The 18,370-nt window shown below is 36.0% G+C and carries 12 protein-coding genes and 1 tRNA gene; 2 read left to right on the top strand and 11 right to left on the bottom strand.

The window, feature by feature from the left end; translation table 11 throughout:
* Positions 1 to 151 precede the first annotated feature (151 nt).
* The 5 genes from AC0QT4_RS06770 to AC0QT4_RS06750 all read right to left on the bottom strand — a co-directional run bounded on the left by AC0QT4_RS06770 (position 152) and on the right by AC0QT4_RS06750 (position 7,824).
* Complete coding sequence (locus AC0QT4_RS06770) at positions 152 to 886, bottom strand: tetratricopeptide repeat protein (RefSeq protein ID WP_473200960.1); 735 nt, start codon at positions 884 to 886, stop codon at positions 152 to 154.
* Between the two features lie 920 nt (positions 887 to 1,806).
* On the bottom strand, positions 1,807 to 2,127 hold the full coding sequence (locus AC0QT4_RS06765) for a hypothetical protein (RefSeq protein ID WP_473200959.1): 321 nt from the start codon (positions 2,125 to 2,127) through the stop codon (positions 1,807 to 1,809).
* A gap of 74 nt (positions 2,128 to 2,201) precedes the next feature.
* Complete coding sequence (locus AC0QT4_RS06760) at positions 2,202 to 3,590, bottom strand: amino acid permease (RefSeq protein WP_473200958.1); 1,389 nt, start codon at positions 3,588 to 3,590, stop codon at positions 2,202 to 2,204.
* A 1,484-nt stretch (positions 3,591 to 5,074) separates the two neighbouring features.
* Positions 5,075 to 6,613 (bottom strand): histidine ammonia-lyase, encoded by a 1,539-nt coding sequence (gene hutH / locus AC0QT4_RS06755; RefSeq protein ID WP_473200957.1) that lies wholly within the window; start codon positions 6,611 to 6,613, stop codon positions 5,075 to 5,077.
* A gap of 1,134 nt (positions 6,614 to 7,747) precedes the next feature.
* Positions 7,748 to 7,824: transfer RNA gene (locus tag AC0QT4_RS06750), tRNA-Arg, on the bottom strand.
* 257 nt (positions 7,825 to 8,081) lie between these two features.
* Between AC0QT4_RS06750 and AC0QT4_RS06745 the strand changes: the two genes are divergently transcribed.
* Both AC0QT4_RS06745 and AC0QT4_RS06740 read left to right on the top strand, forming a co-directional pair.
* Positions 8,082 to 8,855 carry an NAD kinase gene (locus tag AC0QT4_RS06745; RefSeq protein ID WP_473200956.1) on the top strand — a complete coding sequence of 258 codons (774 nt, stop codon included), beginning with the start codon at positions 8,082 to 8,084 and terminating at the stop codon, positions 8,853 to 8,855.
* A 146-nt stretch (positions 8,856 to 9,001) separates the two neighbouring features.
* On the top strand, positions 9,002 to 10,405 hold the full coding sequence (locus AC0QT4_RS06740) for a DEAD/DEAH box helicase (RefSeq protein WP_473200955.1): 1,404 nt from the start codon (positions 9,002 to 9,004) through the stop codon (positions 10,403 to 10,405).
* A 58-nt stretch (positions 10,406 to 10,463) separates the two neighbouring features.
* Here AC0QT4_RS06740 and gltX read toward each other — a convergent pair whose 3' ends face one another.
* The 6 genes from gltX to rpiA form a co-directional block, all read right to left on the bottom strand.
* On the bottom strand, positions 10,464 to 11,843 hold the full coding sequence (gene gltX / locus AC0QT4_RS06735) for a glutamate--tRNA ligase (protein ID WP_473200954.1): 1,380 nt from the start codon (positions 11,841 to 11,843) through the stop codon (positions 10,464 to 10,466).
* A 10-nt stretch (positions 11,844 to 11,853) separates the two neighbouring features.
* A complete protein-coding gene (locus AC0QT4_RS06730) occupies positions 11,854 to 13,515 on the bottom strand; it encodes an NAD+ synthase (protein ID WP_473200953.1) in 1,662 nt (553 codons plus the stop codon).
* Between the two features lie 124 nt (positions 13,516 to 13,639).
* A complete protein-coding gene (locus AC0QT4_RS06725; protein WP_473200952.1) occupies positions 13,640 to 15,019 on the bottom strand; it encodes a class II 3-deoxy-7-phosphoheptulonate synthase in 1,380 nt (459 codons plus the stop codon).
* A gap of 73 nt (positions 15,020 to 15,092) precedes the next feature.
* Entirely contained in the window at positions 15,093 to 16,484 is a 1,392-nt protein-coding gene (gene gor, locus AC0QT4_RS06720; RefSeq protein ID WP_473200951.1) for a glutathione-disulfide reductase, read from the bottom strand.
* 194 nt (positions 16,485 to 16,678) lie between these two features.
* Complete coding sequence (locus AC0QT4_RS06715) at positions 16,679 to 17,260, bottom strand: DUF2059 domain-containing protein (protein WP_473200950.1); 582 nt, start codon at positions 17,258 to 17,260, stop codon at positions 16,679 to 16,681.
* Positions 17,261 to 17,367: 107 nt separating this feature from the next.
* On the bottom strand, positions 17,368 to 18,072 hold the full coding sequence (gene rpiA, locus AC0QT4_RS06710; RefSeq protein ID WP_473200949.1) for a ribose-5-phosphate isomerase RpiA: 705 nt from the start codon (positions 18,070 to 18,072) through the stop codon (positions 17,368 to 17,370).
* Positions 18,073 to 18,370: the final 298 nt, after the last annotated feature.

Raw genomic sequence — 18,370 nt, 5'->3', positions numbered from 1 at the left:
ATAAACATTTACTCTTTGCATGCCTTATCTTACAAAGAATCTTGACACATCTCACATACGAGCGCAATGTTTTACCCAATCCCTTTATCACTTTTAAATACTCGCTCTATCTGAATAATCTAAATTGGCTAAAATTGCTTTTCTCAGTATTTTAATCAGATTCATTCCGTAACTGAATGATCATGGCTTCAATACGTGATCGTCCTGTAAAATTCTCAGGCATTGCATTCAAAAAATTTTGTAAAAACCGCACTGCTTGCACAGACCTCCCTGCCTGATGAAGTGCTTCAGCGAGTAATAAACGAGGATAAAAATCATTTGGCGCTAAATCTGCTGCTTTTTGAAAGGCATCTTGTGCTTCTTGCGTAATTATTCCACCCCCATAACCAACCAATGCCAACCCATATCCAACAAGCCTTGGCGCAGATTCTCCGTTCAACCGCAGTGCATCTAAATAAATGTTCACTGCATTCTGAAATTGGCTTTCCTCGAGGTATCCAACTGCTAACGCATCCGCTAACTTGCCATCATGAGGTGCACGAAAAAACAAAACTTGTAGACGAACAAGCTGTTCACGCTTACTAAGCATCTTTGGGTCCTTATCCATTAACATGCTAAAATAATAACTTTTAACTTCTGGATTACCTGTAATACCGTAAATACTCCAGGTGATAAGAAGAACAAAGAAAATACTAAGAACATTAAGAGTATGCCTATTTTTATGATGCATGCAAGTCTTATCAAAATTAACTGAAGACATACGACTTCTATAGCTATCAATGGTATGAACTCTCCACTTTTTTTTTGCTCCACAATTATGGAGCGAAAAAAAAAGAACACTTGCTAGAAGAGTAAGAAAAAATGCTGCCAAAACTAGTAATAGCATATCATTTTGATGCCAATCTGAAAATCAAAAAACTTAGCCAATTTACACTCTTCTCCTATGCAAAAAAATTCTGATGTAAAACGATAGCCTCCCACATTCTCATGGATAGCATCGTAAAGTTTATCATTCATTGTTCGCATAAGTATCAAGAGCATAAAACAAAATTTTATTTCTCCATTTTAATCACAGACAGATATTATCTCTCAAAATTATTAAAGAACACTCTACCCTCTATATTTTTGTAAAAACACTGCTGCATACTTACAAATTGAATATACATTACCTCGCGTCAAAAAGAGAAAATAATTTATCTTCTACCTTTACAACTTCATATTTTCCCTAAACTAAGTTATATTTCGGTTTCAGAAGTTATCCAAAAATAAAGAGGTTAATAAAAGCGATATTCTTATAGAGAGATTGTTGATATTGAAGAATAAATAACAGGTGCGGCAGGTGTTTTTTTATGGTTTTAATCCCATCTTAAAAGACAAGAGTGCAAAAAAGAAAGCCGTATCAATTTATATGATGCAGTTTACTGATAGAAGCTTTGATAGAAAATTCAAAATGTTGAATATTATTGTGTACAAAAGGTATCATATTGCAAGCTTTCTATTCTCTTTATAAAAACTTATCCTAAAAAACATAAATGAAGAATAAGAAAGCTCTCTTTCAGATTATCACATTTGAATGAAAAAAAACCTGTTAGCTTTGTGATGCTTTAAACGTATTAAGATATTAAGCTCATGTTTGAGATCTCTAAAATTATGCAATCCACATAACGATTAATCCCTTTCAAATTTCGCTCAAAAAAGAGCAAAAGCCATATCATTCTTTAAATCTATGCAACTACTGTTATCGACAATTTTAAACGATTGCGTTTTAACAATGCGATTTGTTGTGATAAAAACGTATTGTAAAATTTATGAACTGTTATGGATGATAACTGCTTTTTGCCCTATTGCTGCCTTTAGCCCTGTCTCATCGATAATGATGATGTCATCACTGCTGACTTGAGCACTTGCATTGTTGGTGATGACTGCGGTTATGATGCTTCCTGCTGTCAAGTTGTTTTTTTCTGCAAGTACCGTGCTAGCAATAATGCCTCCAATCAGCATTGTTTGCTCTTTTATAGTGATATCAAAACCTCCCGCTCCTGCCTCTGAACTCCTGATTTCTCCAGAACGCTGGTATAATGACAGAAGGATTGAGCCTTTTACAAAGGGCTCAAAAATAAAAGGCAAACCTCCTTAATTTATAGGGTGATTATTAAACATCTTTCTCTATAAAAGTATCAGTGTTTTTTCTAAGTTAACTCTTATTCGTATTCTAATACAATTTGCTTTTTCTTTAAATTATAAAATTTAAGCACATAAAAACAAATAACAAGCCAAATAATCCAACTAACACCTACAATTAAAACCGGCCGCGTATCATCAAAAAACCATAGCAGAATAAAAATAAAAATCATAAACAAAATAGAAAAAATTGGTCCTATGGGCCAAAAGGGTATCGGAAACTTTAAACCACATTGTACTTCTTTAGACATTTTAAGCCGCATAAAAATTTGTGAAAGTAAAATCATCATCCAAACAAAAACCGTTGCAAATGTTGCCATGGCTGCAATAAGAAAAAATAGCCCCTCATGGTAAAAATAATTAAGGACAACACCAAGAAGAAAAACTATGAAGATTAGTAAAATAACAAGAATTGGTATACCGTTTTTTGATAAATATTGAAATTTCTTCAAAGCATAACCTTCTTGCGATAACCCATGTATCATGCGACAAGCACCATACATCCCACTATTCATCGCTGAAATAGCCGCTGTAACAACAACAATGTTCAAAATATTAGCTGCATATGAGATCCCAAGGTTTTCAAAAATTGAAACAAAAGGACTCTTCATAAGACCAATTTTATTCCAAGGATAAAGGGACATTAAAACAGCTAAAGTCATAATATAAAATAGTAAAATACGAACTGGAGTAGAATTAATTGCTTTTGAAATCGTTTGATGAGGACTTTGTACTTCCATCACTGCCATCCCTATGATTTCTATGCCACCAAAAGCAAAGACCACAACGCTGAAACAAGCTAAAAAACCAAACCAACCATTCGGAAAGATACCACCATTTTTCCACAAATTATGGATACTAACAGAAGAAGAATTTACACCGCTATCCCAACCACATAAAATAATTGCTATCCCTAAAACAATCATCGCAATGATCGCAATAATTTTAATAGAAGACAACCAAAACTCTAGTTCACCGTACACTTCTACCGCTGCTAAATTAATCCCTGTAATAATCAGTGTAATACTAAGTGCCCATATCCAAGGTGCAACATTAGGATACCAAAACCCCATATAAGTTGCAAAAGCCGTGATATCAGCTAAACCCACAAGAATCATCTCGAAGACGTATGTCCACCCCGTTAAAAAACCCGCCAATGGTGATATGTAATTTGCTGCATAACGAGCAAAAGAACCAGGTAATGGATTATGAATAATCATCTCACCAAGAGCTCGCATAACCATAAAAATCACTAAACCAGACACACAATAAGCAATCAAAACACTTGGACCAGCAAGCTTAATCGCTTGTGCAGACCCGTAAAAAAGGCCTGTTCCAATAGCAGAACCAAGAGCTAAAAAAATAACTTGTCGCTTACTCATACCTCTTTTCAGTTCATTTGTTACCATTTCTTTCCTTCTTCAATGAAATGTTGACTAAGACTCACACCAAGAACATCCGCTTTATAACAAATAAAGCTTCATATCTTACTCACGAATATATTGTAAAAAACATTGAACAATGGCTAGTCAAACACTCTATCTTAGACAATGAAAGAATAATTTTATTTTAAATTATTCAGTTTTTTATAGCCTAAAATTTGTATCATTTTATGAAATTACGGAACAAATGAGCACCATTATTATATTTTTTAGCTCCCAATTTTGCAACAACTCTTGCATTTAGACAGTTCATAAGAGGAATTTCTAATCCTTTCTTCAACAGCTTTTATCCCCATACCAATCTCATGTGTGACGTGTAAAGACATGGTTCTGATTATTTTAATACGAACAGATTTGAAATGAAAGAGCCATACGATATTCGCGGATCGCATTCAATAGGCAAAATAATAAATTATATAGAGAGATCAATATGTTGATTTGATTATGATTTTGTTAATTCATTGTCACATTCTTTATTTTGTGCAAAAAAAACATTGTAATTGGTACAATAACAATCTCTATACTTTCGTATCAGCTTATTCAAATAGAAGCTTAAAAATGCGTATTGCTATAGTTGAGAGCGAATACATTAATTATTATGATCTTAAGCAAATTCTCTATCATTATTTTACTCATAACACACAAGAATTATATACAATAATGCATAAAATAACCTTTAATACCTTGAATAATCTTATTAATGATAAAGTGAATCTCGCCAATTTTCAAAGCTTTTAGAAAATGTATCTCCAACCCATTTCTTCAAAATTCTAACAATTTTAAGCATATGATTTGTGAAAAAAAGAACTATTTCAGTAAAAATAATCTTCTTTTGCCCGATAATAGATCTATCCTGTTCTTCAGCATTTTAACCTGAAATACTAGAAACAATTATATTTTTTTCTGAATTATATCTTTCTCTTGGGCAACCCTAACAATGAAAAATCCCTCTTTAGATCTATCTTTCCAGAGCTTCGCATTAATTTCCATTATTTGTAAAAAACAAAAAATAAATGCTATTAAAATATAGATTTTACTCTTCTTAAACATTTATTTCTCCTTTATTTTTATTAAAAGAAATTATAAAATTTAAATATTCTTAAAAAAGAAAAAATAATAAAATATTGAACTTATTTAGTGATAAATAATATAATATACTTTGCGTAAAGACAAAATATAAATAAAATATATAAACTTTCAATTATATTTTATATAATAAAAATGCAAAACTCATTTTCTATAATATTATCTTTTATAAGACTGTTTTGATAAATAAAATTATCATGAAACATAGCATGAGGAAGACAATTTTGTAAAAGTACCCAAGACATATCAAAAAGTCAATGAACCTATATTTATTTAAAATATTGAATGTATTATAGATATTCTAATTTTTCTGAAATAATCTAAAAATCAAACGTCACTTTTTCTTTATTGATCGCAAATAAATATTATTTTGGTTGTAGTTGAGGAAAAATTGTTTTTGGTAAAACAGAGAATAAGTGCCCTTCACGCACAAGAATGTGCCCCTTATGAAGATCTGGAGCCATATAGCGATCTTCCTCAAGAGGAGCAATCTTTTTGCGTAGATAGTTCATAACGGCTTGCAAGAAAGAGCTTGTTTTTAAAGGTGCACGATATTCAATTCCTTGTGCTGCAATGAGTGTTTCAATACCAATAATCGTAAAAAGATTTTCACTCATCGCCAACAACCGACGAGCACCATGGCAAGCCATTGAAACATGGTCTTCCTGATTTGCTGAAGTTGGTGTTGAATCAACTGAGGCAGGATGCGCCATTTGTTTATTTTCAGACATTAAAGCAGCTGCAGTTACCTCAGCAATCATAAAACCTGAATTAAGGCCCGCATTTTGTGCTAAAAAAGCTGGAAGCCCATAAGAAACTGCTGGATCAACCATAAGAGCGATACGCCTTTGAGAAATAGAGCCTATTTCACATAACGCAAGAGCAATTTGATCAGCAGCAAATGCTACAGGTTCAGCGTGAAAATTTCCCCCCGATACAACCTCGCCATTGCTTAGAATTAATGGATTATCTGTGACTGCATTCGCTTCAATAATGAGTGTTTTTGCTGCTGCTAGAAGAATATCAAAACATGCCCCCATAACCTGTGGTTGACAACGTATACAGTAAGGATCCTGTACACGATTATCATCATGCAAATGCGCAACCCGAATTTCTGAATCCTCTAAAAGCTTTTCTAATGTTTGTGATACAGCAATCTGCCCATAATGGCCCCGTAAAATATGGATATCAGGGTGAAATGGTGCCGTTGATCCCATGATAGCATCCGTTGTCAATGCCCCAGCAAGAAGTCCACCACACAAGGCTCGATAACTCTGGAAAAGACCTGCCAAAGCAAGGGCTGTTGATGTTTGAGTACCATTAATAAGAGCTAGACCTTCTTTTGCTTCTAAAATAATAGGAAACAACCCTGCTTCCTTTAGAGCAGACGCCCCACTCATACGAATATTTTGAAAGAAGGCTTCTCCCTCTCCCATCATAACAGCAGCCATATGAGCAAGTGGTGCAAGATCACCGGATGCACCAACTGACCCCTTTTCAGGAATGACAGGAATGACACCTTTTGTAAGCATGTTTTCTAGTAAATGTACTAACTCTAAACGCACACCGGAAGCACCTCGCCCTAAAGAAAGAAGCTTTAAGGTCATTATCAAACGCACAATATTTTCAGCTAAAGGTTCTCCCACACCACAACAATGTGACAAAATAAGATTTCTTTGTAAAAGAGCTACATCGTTTGCATCAATTTTAATCGAAGCCAATTTGCCAAAACCAGTATTGATGCCATAAACTGGCTTACTTCCAGCAGCAATTTCAGCAATACGCTCTGCTCCCTTCCTGATAACGAAGTGCGTATCATTGTGAAGTTTACTCACTTCACCATTGAAATAAATAGCCTCTAAATCGCTAAGCGTTACCTCACCCGGTTTTAGTATAATCGTCATAACTTACTTTCTTATTTACTTAAATCATAAGACTAGAATTATTGAATTTTCTATCAAACAAAAAAGGGTTAGCACCTCTCTGGAAAGCTTAAAAACTGCCAGATAAATAAATTTTGCTCATTTTTTAACTTATAAATAGCAAGATTAACTATTGCATTTTTAAGTACCATTTTATTAGAAAATCCTTTACACATCCTTTCCTAGGGTTAAGGTAGGATCTGCTTTATTCCCTATTAGAGAGTTCTGTTGTGGATTTTTTGTATCATAGATTCCCCCTCAAGATAATAAAAATAGAAATTAAATAATTAAAAAGATCAATAGGAAATTTATACTATGTTTATGCATAACACAAATATTCCTTAAAATATAAGTTAAAATAAATTACTAATAAAAATAGACCTCTCCATACAATAGAGGTAAATTGTTTAAGAAATTTTGCTTAATCAGCAATAGATATTCAAACTCATATATTCTCTAAATAAACAGTTATAATCATGAAAATATCATATACGGTGTGTATCGGAGCATTGATACCCTTTGCTGTATCCATGTTATTGGAATGCACTATAGAGAGATAATCTAAATGCGCACAATAGATTTTCCCCAAAATATGTACATGAAAATTACAAAAATTTAAAACACCATCCAACTTAAAAAAATAAAAGAATATATAGAATTTAAAAAAATTATAAATTTCATAATATTATTCCTACTGTCATTATTTTAATTTTAATGGATTTATAAAAAATAACAATATGAAGCGTATAACTAATGCTGCTTTACAGATAAATTCCATGAAAGATTCTCTGTAAGAGGATAAGAAAAACGTCTTTCCTTCATTTATAGAAAGGGGTTAGGACATTAAAATATAGGTTTTAAGAGTTTAATCCATTTCTGTAGACCCAAGGTAAAAAAACCTTACATGATAAGTTTTTCCATTGTACATCCCTCTCCTTTAATATTCAAAGCATTCAATGAAAGATTAATAAATAACAAACAACTCGATTGACCTAAAATTTTTTGGTTATTCTCTCCATAACTAACAAGGAGCTTCAATCACCATTTAATAAAAATAGCTTCGTTTTCATGAGATAATCTTGTCATAAAGATGATGCGAAATGCGATTGAAAAGTTTGGTGCACCCGACAGAATTCGAATCTGTGACCTCTGCCTTCGGAGGGCAGCGCTCTATCCAGCTGAGCTACGGGTGCTTAAAACTAATCATTGGTAGCCTTTTAACTGAACATCCTCTCAGCTTCAATGGATAATTATCATTCTTAAAAAAACACCTGCTTATAGTTTATACGGCGATAAAATTTTTTTGCCACATCCTGCTATAATATAGTACCTTAAACAGATTACTTTTCATACATAATCCTTTTTCTTATAAAAACAGTTTTTACATACAGCTTCAAAACTCCTCTCAAATAGGCTAAAAAATAAGTTGTGAATATCAGGATAATTTTTAATGACTACATTACCAAAGCGCTTCCATTTTATCTCTTCTAAAACTGAGGAAGCTATCAAAGCTACTCATAAATTAATTTCTGTTTATGGTCATTCTCCTCTGGAAGAAGCTGACGTTGTTATTGCAATAGGGGGTGATGGAACCATGTTACAAACAGTACGAGATGTTATGAACACTGGAAAACCTATTTACGGCATGAATCAAGGTTCTGTAGGATTTCTTATGAACGAATTCCATGAACAGGAATTGCCCCATCGTATTGCTGTCGCGCATAAAAAGGAAATCCATCCTCTACGTATGATTGCAAAAGACGAATGCCAAGGAACTATTGAAGCACTCGCAATCAATGAAGTCTCACTTTTTCGTCAATCTTATCAAGCAGCAAAAATTCGTATTAGTATTGATGACAATATACGCATGGAACAATTAAGTTGTGATGGTATTCTCGTTGCCACACCAGCAGGATCTACTGCCTATAATTTATCAGCACAAGGACCTATTTTACCCCTCATGGCTCCACTTATGGCACTAACGCCTGTTAGTCCCTTTCGTCCTCGTCGTTGGCATGGAGCACTGCTGCCAAATACGGCAGTCATACGCTTTGATATGCTCGAACCTGAAAAACGCCCCGTAAACGCTGCAGCCGATAATGTTGAAGTTAAATCTGTCCATTCAGTTACTATTTCAACAGCAACAGAAGTAACAGCCTCAATTCTTTTTGACTTTAACCATTCATGGGATGAACGGATTTTATCAGAACAATTTCGCTATTAATTATTGTATTATGCTTGCTATATATATATGATTGTTATAGTTAACTTTTTTTGAAGGTCTCTTAGCCCTTAAGAAAAGTATAAAATACTTAGTCCCACGAATAGTTCGGATAGCGAAACTAAAATCGCAGAGCAATTGATAAAAAAATGATACCACCTTTAAACAGTTTTGATGATTTAGGTCTTTCCGAAAAAGTTATCAAAGCAGTAAAATCCGCAGGATATACAGTTCCAACACCTATTCAGAGTGGAACAATCCCCCATGTACTTCAAAGAAAGGACGTTTTAGGAATCGCTCAGACAGGTACGGGAAAAACAGCTTCTTTCGTTTTGCCCATGCTCACACTCCTTGAAAAAGGTCGTGCAAGAGCACGAATGCCTCGTACTCTCATATTAGAACCAACACGAGAACTTGCAGCCCAAGTTGAAGAAAATTTCGATAAATACGGAATAAATCATCGTTTAAATGTTGCACTTTTAATTGGCGGTGTTTCTTTTGAAAACCAAGACCGTAAACTTGAACGAGGAGCTGATGTTCTTATCGCAACACCAGGACGTCTGCTTGATCATTTTGAACGCGGTAAATTACTGATGATGGGTGTTGAAATTCTTGTTATTGATGAAGCTGATCGCATGTTAGATATGGGGTTTATTCCTGATATTGAACGTATCTGTAAACTAACTCCTTTTACGCGTCAAACTTTGTTCTTTTCCGCAACAATGGCACCAGAAATTACCAAACTAACAAAGCAATTTCTACATTCTCCTATCTCTGTTGAGGTTACAAAAGCATCCTCAACAGCGACCACAATTACACAACGACTCGTCAAATCTGGGAATAAATCATGGGATAAAAGAGCAGTTTTGCGAGAGCTTATTCACAATGAGAGCGATGCACTTAGAAATGCTATTATTTTTTGTAATCGGAAGAAAGACATTTCTGAATTGTTTAGATCACTCGTCAAACATAATTTTAGTGTAGGCGCACTCCATGGCGATATGGATCAATATTCACGTACAAATACACTTAATGATTTTAAAAATAATAAACTCAAACTTCTTGTTGCTTCTGATGTTGCTGCTCGTGGACTCGATATCCCAGCGGTAAGTCATGTTTTCAACTATGACGTTCCCACACATGCTGAAGACTACATTCATCGAATTGGTCGTACAGGACGTGCAAATCGTAGCGGAAAAGCTTTCACGATTGTCACAAAAGCTGACCAAAAATATATCAGTGCTATTGAAGAAATGAGCAATGAAAAAATTGAATGGCTTAATGGAGACCTCTCTACTTTAATACCCAATGATCAAGAAGACGACATTGTTTTAAAGAAAAAGTCTCCAAAATTAGCGAAGAAATCTACTCCCAAAGAGCATACTGTTCAAACAAAAAAGTCCTCAAAAGACGATAAACTAGATTGTCTCCAAACCGCAAATAACAAAGCAAAACCACCTGAACAACATCGCCTTCGAAAAAACAAAGAGTCCTCTTTGCTTGGATTTGGTGATGATATCCCCGCATTTATGCTCATAAAAACCCGTAATTAAACTGGAAGTTCACTCTCTTGAGGGCACAGAAAACAAATAAAATACTCTGAAAAGGCTGTTATTCCCCTTGAATCGCGAGCCTTTCTATTATCTTCTCACGTCCCAAGAGCGGTAAAAACTTTCCCATTTCAGGTCCATGATCCATTCCTGTAAGAGCCTGACGTAATGGCATAAACAAAGCTTTCCCGCTACGTCCTGTTTTTTCTTTTAATACGCTTGTCCAAACTTTCCAACTTTCATCATTCAAAACACCTTTAGGCAAAAAGTCGAGTGCCCGATGAACAAATGCGCGATCTTCAAGAGCCACCATATCAAAGCTCTGTTTATCATGAATTATTTTCCACCACAAAACAGCATCATTGACTTTATCAATATTGCCTCTTATCGCGTTCCAAAAGCACTCAGCCTTTTCTCCATCAATCAAAAGACTTTGAAGCCGCGTTTTAACCTTCTCATAGGTTAATGCATGAACAAGATGGCTATTCAAAGTAAAAAGATCAGCAATATCAAATTTAGCAACGGATCTAGATGTATCTTTAAGATTGAAATGCTCTAAAAGCGCTGCTTGATTAGGATAGGGATGCACATTTTGCGATGTCCCAATTAAAACAGCAAGGCATTGCACAGCGATGGATTCAAATCCTTCTTCTCTTAGAAAACGAATAGAAAGATCATTATTCCGTTTTGAAAGCCCTTTTCCTAAAACTGTAGCCAATAAATTAATATGACCAAAAACTGGTAATTCAGCACTGAGAGCTTTAAAAAGAGCGATCTGAGCGCCTGTATTTGTAATGTGATCATCTCCACGAATAATATGGGTCACAGCCATATCTATATCATCAACGACGGAGGGTAATGTATAAAGATAGCTTCCATCTTCACGAATTAAAACAGGATCTGAAAGAGAAGCCAAATCAATAGTCTGCTTTCCTTTTACTGCATCATTCCAGCTAATTTCCGTTCGCTTTGTTTGTAAAGGATTATCTTCAAAATTAGGGAGAAGAAAACGCCAGTGCGGTTTACGACCTTGCAATTCAAATGCTTCTTTCTCCTCTGGTGTCAATTTCAATGCAGCACGATCATAAACAGGGGGTAATTTGCGCGAAAGCTGGATTTTACGGCGCCGGTCTAACTCTTCTGCTGTCTCATAACAGGGATAAAGAAGACCCCGTTGTTTGAGAGTTTCTGCAACTTCATCATATCGACTAAACCGTTTAGATTGGTAATAAATCTCATCTGGTTGAATACCAAGCCACTCAAGATCAACGGCAATAGCATCAACATATTCCTGTTGAGAGCGTTCAACATCTGTATCATCATAGCGCAAAATAAATGCCCCATTATGCGCTTGCGCATAAAGCCAGTTGAACAAAGCCGTACGAATATTACCAATGTGAATATAACCTGTTGGAGAAGGCGCAAAACGGACTTTTATCATAAAACAATACTCAATTTGTATCGCGAAAACGATTGACAATAGGATAACGACGATCACGACCGAAATTCTTGTGACTGATTTTTACACCGGGAGCCGATTGTCGTCTTTTGTATTCTGCACCATAAAGAAGCTGTTCAATTTTTTCAACTGTTTCCCGTAAATACCCTCGTTTTACAATATCACAAACACTCATGTCCTTTTCTACAAGAGATTGCAAGATATCATCCAAAACAGGATATGGAGGAAGAGAATCTTCGTCTTTTTGGTTTTCCCGAAGTTCTGCAGAAGGTGCTTTTTCTATAATATTGAGTGGAATGACAACTCCTTCTGGTCCCTTCAAGTTTTGCAAGTGGTTTTTATTGCGCCATTGTGCTAATGCATAAACCTGCATTTTATAAATATCTTTAAGAGGATTAAACCCTCCATTCATATCACCATAAAGTGTTGCATATCCCACAGCCATTTCTGACTTATTGCCTGTTGTTACCACCATGGAGCCAAATTTATTGGAAAGCGCCATCAAGAGAGTGCCGCGCATACGACTCTGAAGATTTTCCTCTGTCACATCAGGCGGCAACCCTGCAAAAACAGGCGCCATCGTGTTCAAAAAAGCTTCAACAGGTTGCATAATCGGTACTATTTCATAATGACATCCTAAAAGATCTGCACACTCCTTAGCATCTTTTAATGATTCTTGCGAAGTATAATGATAGGGCATCATTACGGTACGGACCCTGTCAGCGCCAAGAGCATCTACTGCCATTGCCGTACAAAGAGCTGAATCAATTCCTCCCGAAAGACCAAGAATAACATCCTTAAAACGGTTTTTATTGACATAATCTCCTAAACCCAAAACACAGGCTTGATAATCAGCAGATACCCCATTGAGAAGATTTTCATTTGGACCAAAAATACATTGCCATTCTGTCGTTGTTCGTTGCCAATGACTTAAAGCAATATGGCTTTCAAAATGCTTCATTTGAAAAACCATTTTACCTTGTCCATTTAACGCAAAAGATCCTCCATCAAAAACAAGTTCATCTTGACCACCAACTTGATTAGCGTAAATAACAGGCAAGCTAGATTGGAGAGCTTGCACACGAACAACTTCTATACGTTTTAGTGTTTTATTACGAGAATAGGGAGATCCATTAAGGACAAGGATGATCTCAGCTCCTTTATGACCAAGCTCTGCACAAAGGAAGGGATCATTCCAAATATCCTCACAAATCACTATTCCTAGTCTTATCCCGTGATAAATAATTGGCTCAGGGCGTGGACCGGAAGAAAATAGGCGTTTTTCATCAAATTCAGCATAATTAGGTAAATCAAACTTGTAGCTTTCAGCAATCACCTGCCCTTTATCAAGAAGCATGACACCATTGTAAATGTTATTATTCCGTCTGAGAGGAAGACCAATTATAATTCCTGGACCCCCTACTGTTATTTTTGCTAATTTCTCAACAGCATCTTCACATGTTTTTATAAAAGCAGTTTTAAGAACAAGATCTTCTGGCGGATAAGCACTTATAAAAAGCTCAGTGAATAAAACAAGATCTGCTCCCTCTTTCTTAGCCTTTTGATGCGCCATGACAGCAAGAGCAAAATTTCCTTCAATATCACCAACGACAGGATTTAATTGGGCAATTGCTACCCGAAAATCATTTTTCATAAGCCTTTATATCATTTCATCAGTTTGGTAAGCATAACTTTGCTTTCATTATCGAAAATATTCCTTTTCCAAAAACATTCTCTCTCATAAACAGCTAGCATAAAAAGACTATGCAACTTTTTGCCTAACCATTTGCTGCAAGAGCGAATGAATCAGTACGACGGTTTTTTTTTAAAAGCTCAGCAACAAGAAAAGCCAATTCCAATGCTTGATCTGCATTTAAGCGTGGATCACATTGCGTATGATAGCGATCAGACAAATTTTCTACAGAAATAGCATGTGCTCCACCCGTACATTCTGTAACATCACGACCAGTCATTTCTATATGAATTCCCCCTGGATAAGTGCCTTCCCCACAATGCACAGAAAAAAACTTTTCCACTTCTTTTAAAACATAATCAAAGGGACGTGTTTTATAGCCATTTACGGTAACCGTATTGCCATGCATTGGATCACATGACCATATAACCTTCCGTTGCTCACGCTCAACGGCATGAATCAATTTAGGGAGATAACTCTCAATTTTATCATAACCAAAACGTGTAATGAGCGTTAATCGCCCCGGTTCGTTTTCGGGATTTAGAATATCAATCAACCTTAAAAGCGCATCAGGCTCAAGAGAAGGACCACACTTCAATCCTATAGGATTTTTAATACCGCGGCAATATTCAACGTGTGCGTGATCAATCTGGCGTGTACGATCACCAATCCACAACATATGACCAGATGTTGCATACCAATCTCCAGAAGTCGAATCAATCCGTGTCAAAGCTTCTTCATAGCCAAGCAAAAGTGCTTCATGGCTGGTATAAAAAGATGTTTCACGTAATGAAGAATTCGTTTTAGATGTAATTCCTATGGAACGCATAAAATCAATTGCTTCCGAAATGCGCTCTGCCAACAACTCATAACGTGCACCCTGTGGACTATTAGAAACAAAACTTAACATCCACGCATGAACATTTTCTAAATCAGCATATCCCCCTTGTGAAAAAGCACGCAATAGATTCAGTGTTGCTGCAGATTGGCGATAAGCCATAGACATTCGTTGTGGATCAGGAACACGAGAATCTGCTCCAAATTCGATGCCATTAATAATATCCCCCCGATAAGAAGGAAGTTCAACTCCTCCTTTGCTTTCCGTATCAGAAGAGCGTGGTTTTGCAAATTGTCCAGCAATACGACCTATTTTAACAACGGGTTTAGAACTGCCAAAAGTCAAAACAATTGCCATTTGTAAAAATACACGAAAAAAATCACGGATATTATCAGCTTCATGTTCTGCAAAACTTTCTGCACAATCTCCACCCTGTAATAAAAACGCTTGACCTTGTGCAACAGCTGCTAATTCATTTTTTAAATCACGCGCTTCACCCGCAAAAACCAAAGGAGGATAGCTGCGTAGCTTTCGTTCAACTTCTGCTAACACAGATTGATCCGGATAATTCGGTACTTGTTTAATTGGCCTTGCTCGCCAAGAGTTAGGTGCCCATTGTTTCATCATTATACTCTCTCTAGAGCTTAAACTCACTGCTTGTCGTCTTAAAAACTTTGTTAATTACCCTAACATGTGCTGTTCAATTTTCCACTTTTTTCCCATTTTTATAGACATAACTTGGTTTATACATCGTTACTAGCTCTTCTGCCATCGTTGGATGCACGGCCATTGTTTCATCAAAGATATCTTTTGTCAGCTTTCCCTTGAGGGATATGCCAATGAGCTGCGCCATCTCACCAGCGTTCTCTCCTAAAATATGAGCTCCCACCACAATCCGGCTTTCACCATCGACAATAAGCTTCATAAACATTTTTTCTGAGCTTCCAGAAAGAACATTGCGCATAGGAGAAAAAACTGTACGATAAATCTCAAGATGCTTATAACGATGGCGTGCTTCTTCTTCTGAAAAACCAATCGTTCCAATCTCAGGCTGTGAAAAAACTGCTGTCGTGATTAAATCATAATCAGGTATTGTGGGTGTATTCTCAAACGCCGTCTTAACAAAACACATCGCATCATGAATCGCAACAGGTGTTAATTGAACATGACCTGTTACATCACCAACAGCCCAAATATGGGGTACAGTTGTTGTCATTCTTTCATCAACAACAACCGCTCCAAATCCATCTACTTGAACACCTGCCCGCTCGAGTCTTAAACCCGTTGTATTTGGCACACGCCCTGTAGCCAACATAATCTGATCAGTGCTGATCGTTTGCCCATTTGATAGAACAACGTCATAACAATTCTCTCTCGCTTGGACTTCAGAAACTGTTACTCCATAAATAAGAGAAATTCCTTTTTCGATCATTGCATCATTAAGCAACTGGCGCAAATCATAGTCAAAATTACGAAGGATTAAATCACCACGATGAAGTAGCGTTGTTTTGACACCTAATTCATGAAAAATGTTAGCAAATTCAACACCAATATAGCCACCACCAACAATGACTATCGACTTTGGAAGTTCTTCAAGATCAAAAATTTCATTCGAAGTAAGACAAAAATCACCACCTTTTATTGCAGTGTTTGACGCAACTTTTGCCCCTGTTGCGATTAAAATTTTTTCCGCTCTAACCCGCTCACCTGTTGCAGAGAGCTCTAATGTATGATCATCCACAAAAACCGCACGGCTTTCATAAATATGAACATTATTGTTTTGTAATCCCTTGCGATAAAGCCCTTCTAATCTTGATATTTCTTTATTTTTAGCCGCAACTAATTTTTTCCAGCTAAAAACTGGGTCAGCATATTCCCATCCAAAACCAACGCTTTTACTGAACTCTTTTGCATATTGTGAAGCATAAACATATAATTTCTTGGGAACACAACCACGAATAACGCACGTTCCTCCTATACGATATTCTTCTGCTATAGCGACACGTTTACCAAGTCCTCCGGCAAGGCGTGCAGCACGCACTCCACCAGAACCACTTCCAATAACAAATAAATCAAAGTCAAAAGATCCCACGAATTAGTCCTTTTCACACGTCTAAAATAATAGAGTATGGTCATTTATTATCAAACAAAAGTCTTTTTTATTTTCAAGCACTCTTTTTTCTATAAAGCAACTCCCTGCAAAACGTTCCTTTTATTAAAAACGGCGGAAAACCGCCGCTTTTTTAACACAAAAATCACACATTCATTGGAATGAAATCAATCAAATTATTTTTGATTTTCTGAAGTGTTTGATTTCATAGGCGTAGAAGTATTTGACTTCGTAGGCGTAATGGAATTGTTCAAATTCAGTGTTTCAGACATCTCTTTTTTTACATTTTTTATAAGATCCTGCATAAGAGAAGAACGCCATGTATCAAATGTAGAATAAGCATCACGCGCAATATTTGGAACTTCTGTTAAAAACTTTTTACCAGTATCCGAACTATAAAATGCTGTAATGGCATCAAGTTCTTGTTGAGTAAAATATTTTGCATATACGTGAGCAATCTCTTTTTCTAAATCAGAGCGCCGTTTAGCCAAAGCAAGCGCTTGCTTGTCTACAATATCAGAAATAGCAGTTGCTAAATTAGGATCATCGCTGATGAGTTCATTTTTGAGATCATGTGCCGCATTCGGTAAAAAATTATCAAATTGATCCGTTGCGCGAATAGCACTTATAGCCTTTCTAGCCGAATCTAAATGCTGTTCACTCACACCTTGTGCATAAACCATTCCAATACTCATAACAAAAACGGCAACTGCACCGAAATATACGACAAAACGCTGAAAGGAAAATATTGTTTTCATTTAATGATTACCCCGATAATTAATTATAATTCAAATTCGTTATTTTATTCAAAATCTTCAACACTCTTTATTATTGTGCTAGCATACCGACATCTAAACCGTTTTCTCTAAAAATTAAAGGATTCTAAAACTTTTATTTGACCATCAGCCATTGCTACAATTGCACGTGAAGCTAGCCCTAAGAAAAGACCATGCTCGATAACACCAGGAATTGCAAGGAGTGCATTCGATAATAATTTGGGCTGCAAAATATGTCCCCAAAATGCATCAAGAATGAAATGCCCCCCATCTGTTTCAAAAGGGTTTTCTCCATTCATTCGTAGAACAATTTCTCCAGAAAGCCCCAAATCATTAGCTACTTTTTCGACAGCTCTATGTGTTACATGTATACCAAATGGGTTGACTTCAATAGGCAATGCAAAGGCACCAAGCGTTTTTACTATTTTTGTTTCATCAGCAATAATAAGCATCGTACGCGATGCAGACGCTACAATTTTTTCACGCAACAATGCCCCTCCTCCTCCTTTAATGAGAGACATCTCTGGTCCAATTTCATCTGCTCCATCAATATCAAGATCAAGTTCAGGTATTTGTTCCAACGTAGCAACTGGAATCCCAAACTTACGACAGAGCTGCTCAGAATACAGTGAGGTAGCAACACCAGTCACACGCAAACCACCGGCAACACGCTCTCCAAGGAGGCGAATAAATTCATTTACAGTCGAACCAGAGCCTATACCAAGCCGCATATCATCTTTAACAAATTCAAGCGCTTTAGCCGCTGCCATTTTTTTTAACTGCTGAACATCCATGAATTACTTTACCTTTGTATCAAACAATAACATTTATTACAGATCGATAAAAAAGGAGCCTATTGCATCAATCTGCTATAAATTTATGCGCCATTTTAGGTAAAAAAGTGTTAATTGTTATAAAATATACGATGACTATAAAATAGAGACATTAACAATTTTATATCTCCGATAAAATTTATTGACATTTTTTACCATCAATAAGCATTTTAACTGAGCTTACAATTGTTGATAAGATATAGTACATACTTCTGGAAAATTATAAATTGTCCAGATATTAAAAAGGTTGGCTGCTTTT

It is taken from the genome of Bartonella sp. EBT8 (genome assembly GCF_055796165.1).
The sequence above is the reverse complement of the archived record's forward strand: the minus strand, read 5'-3'. Positions and strand labels throughout refer to the sequence as shown.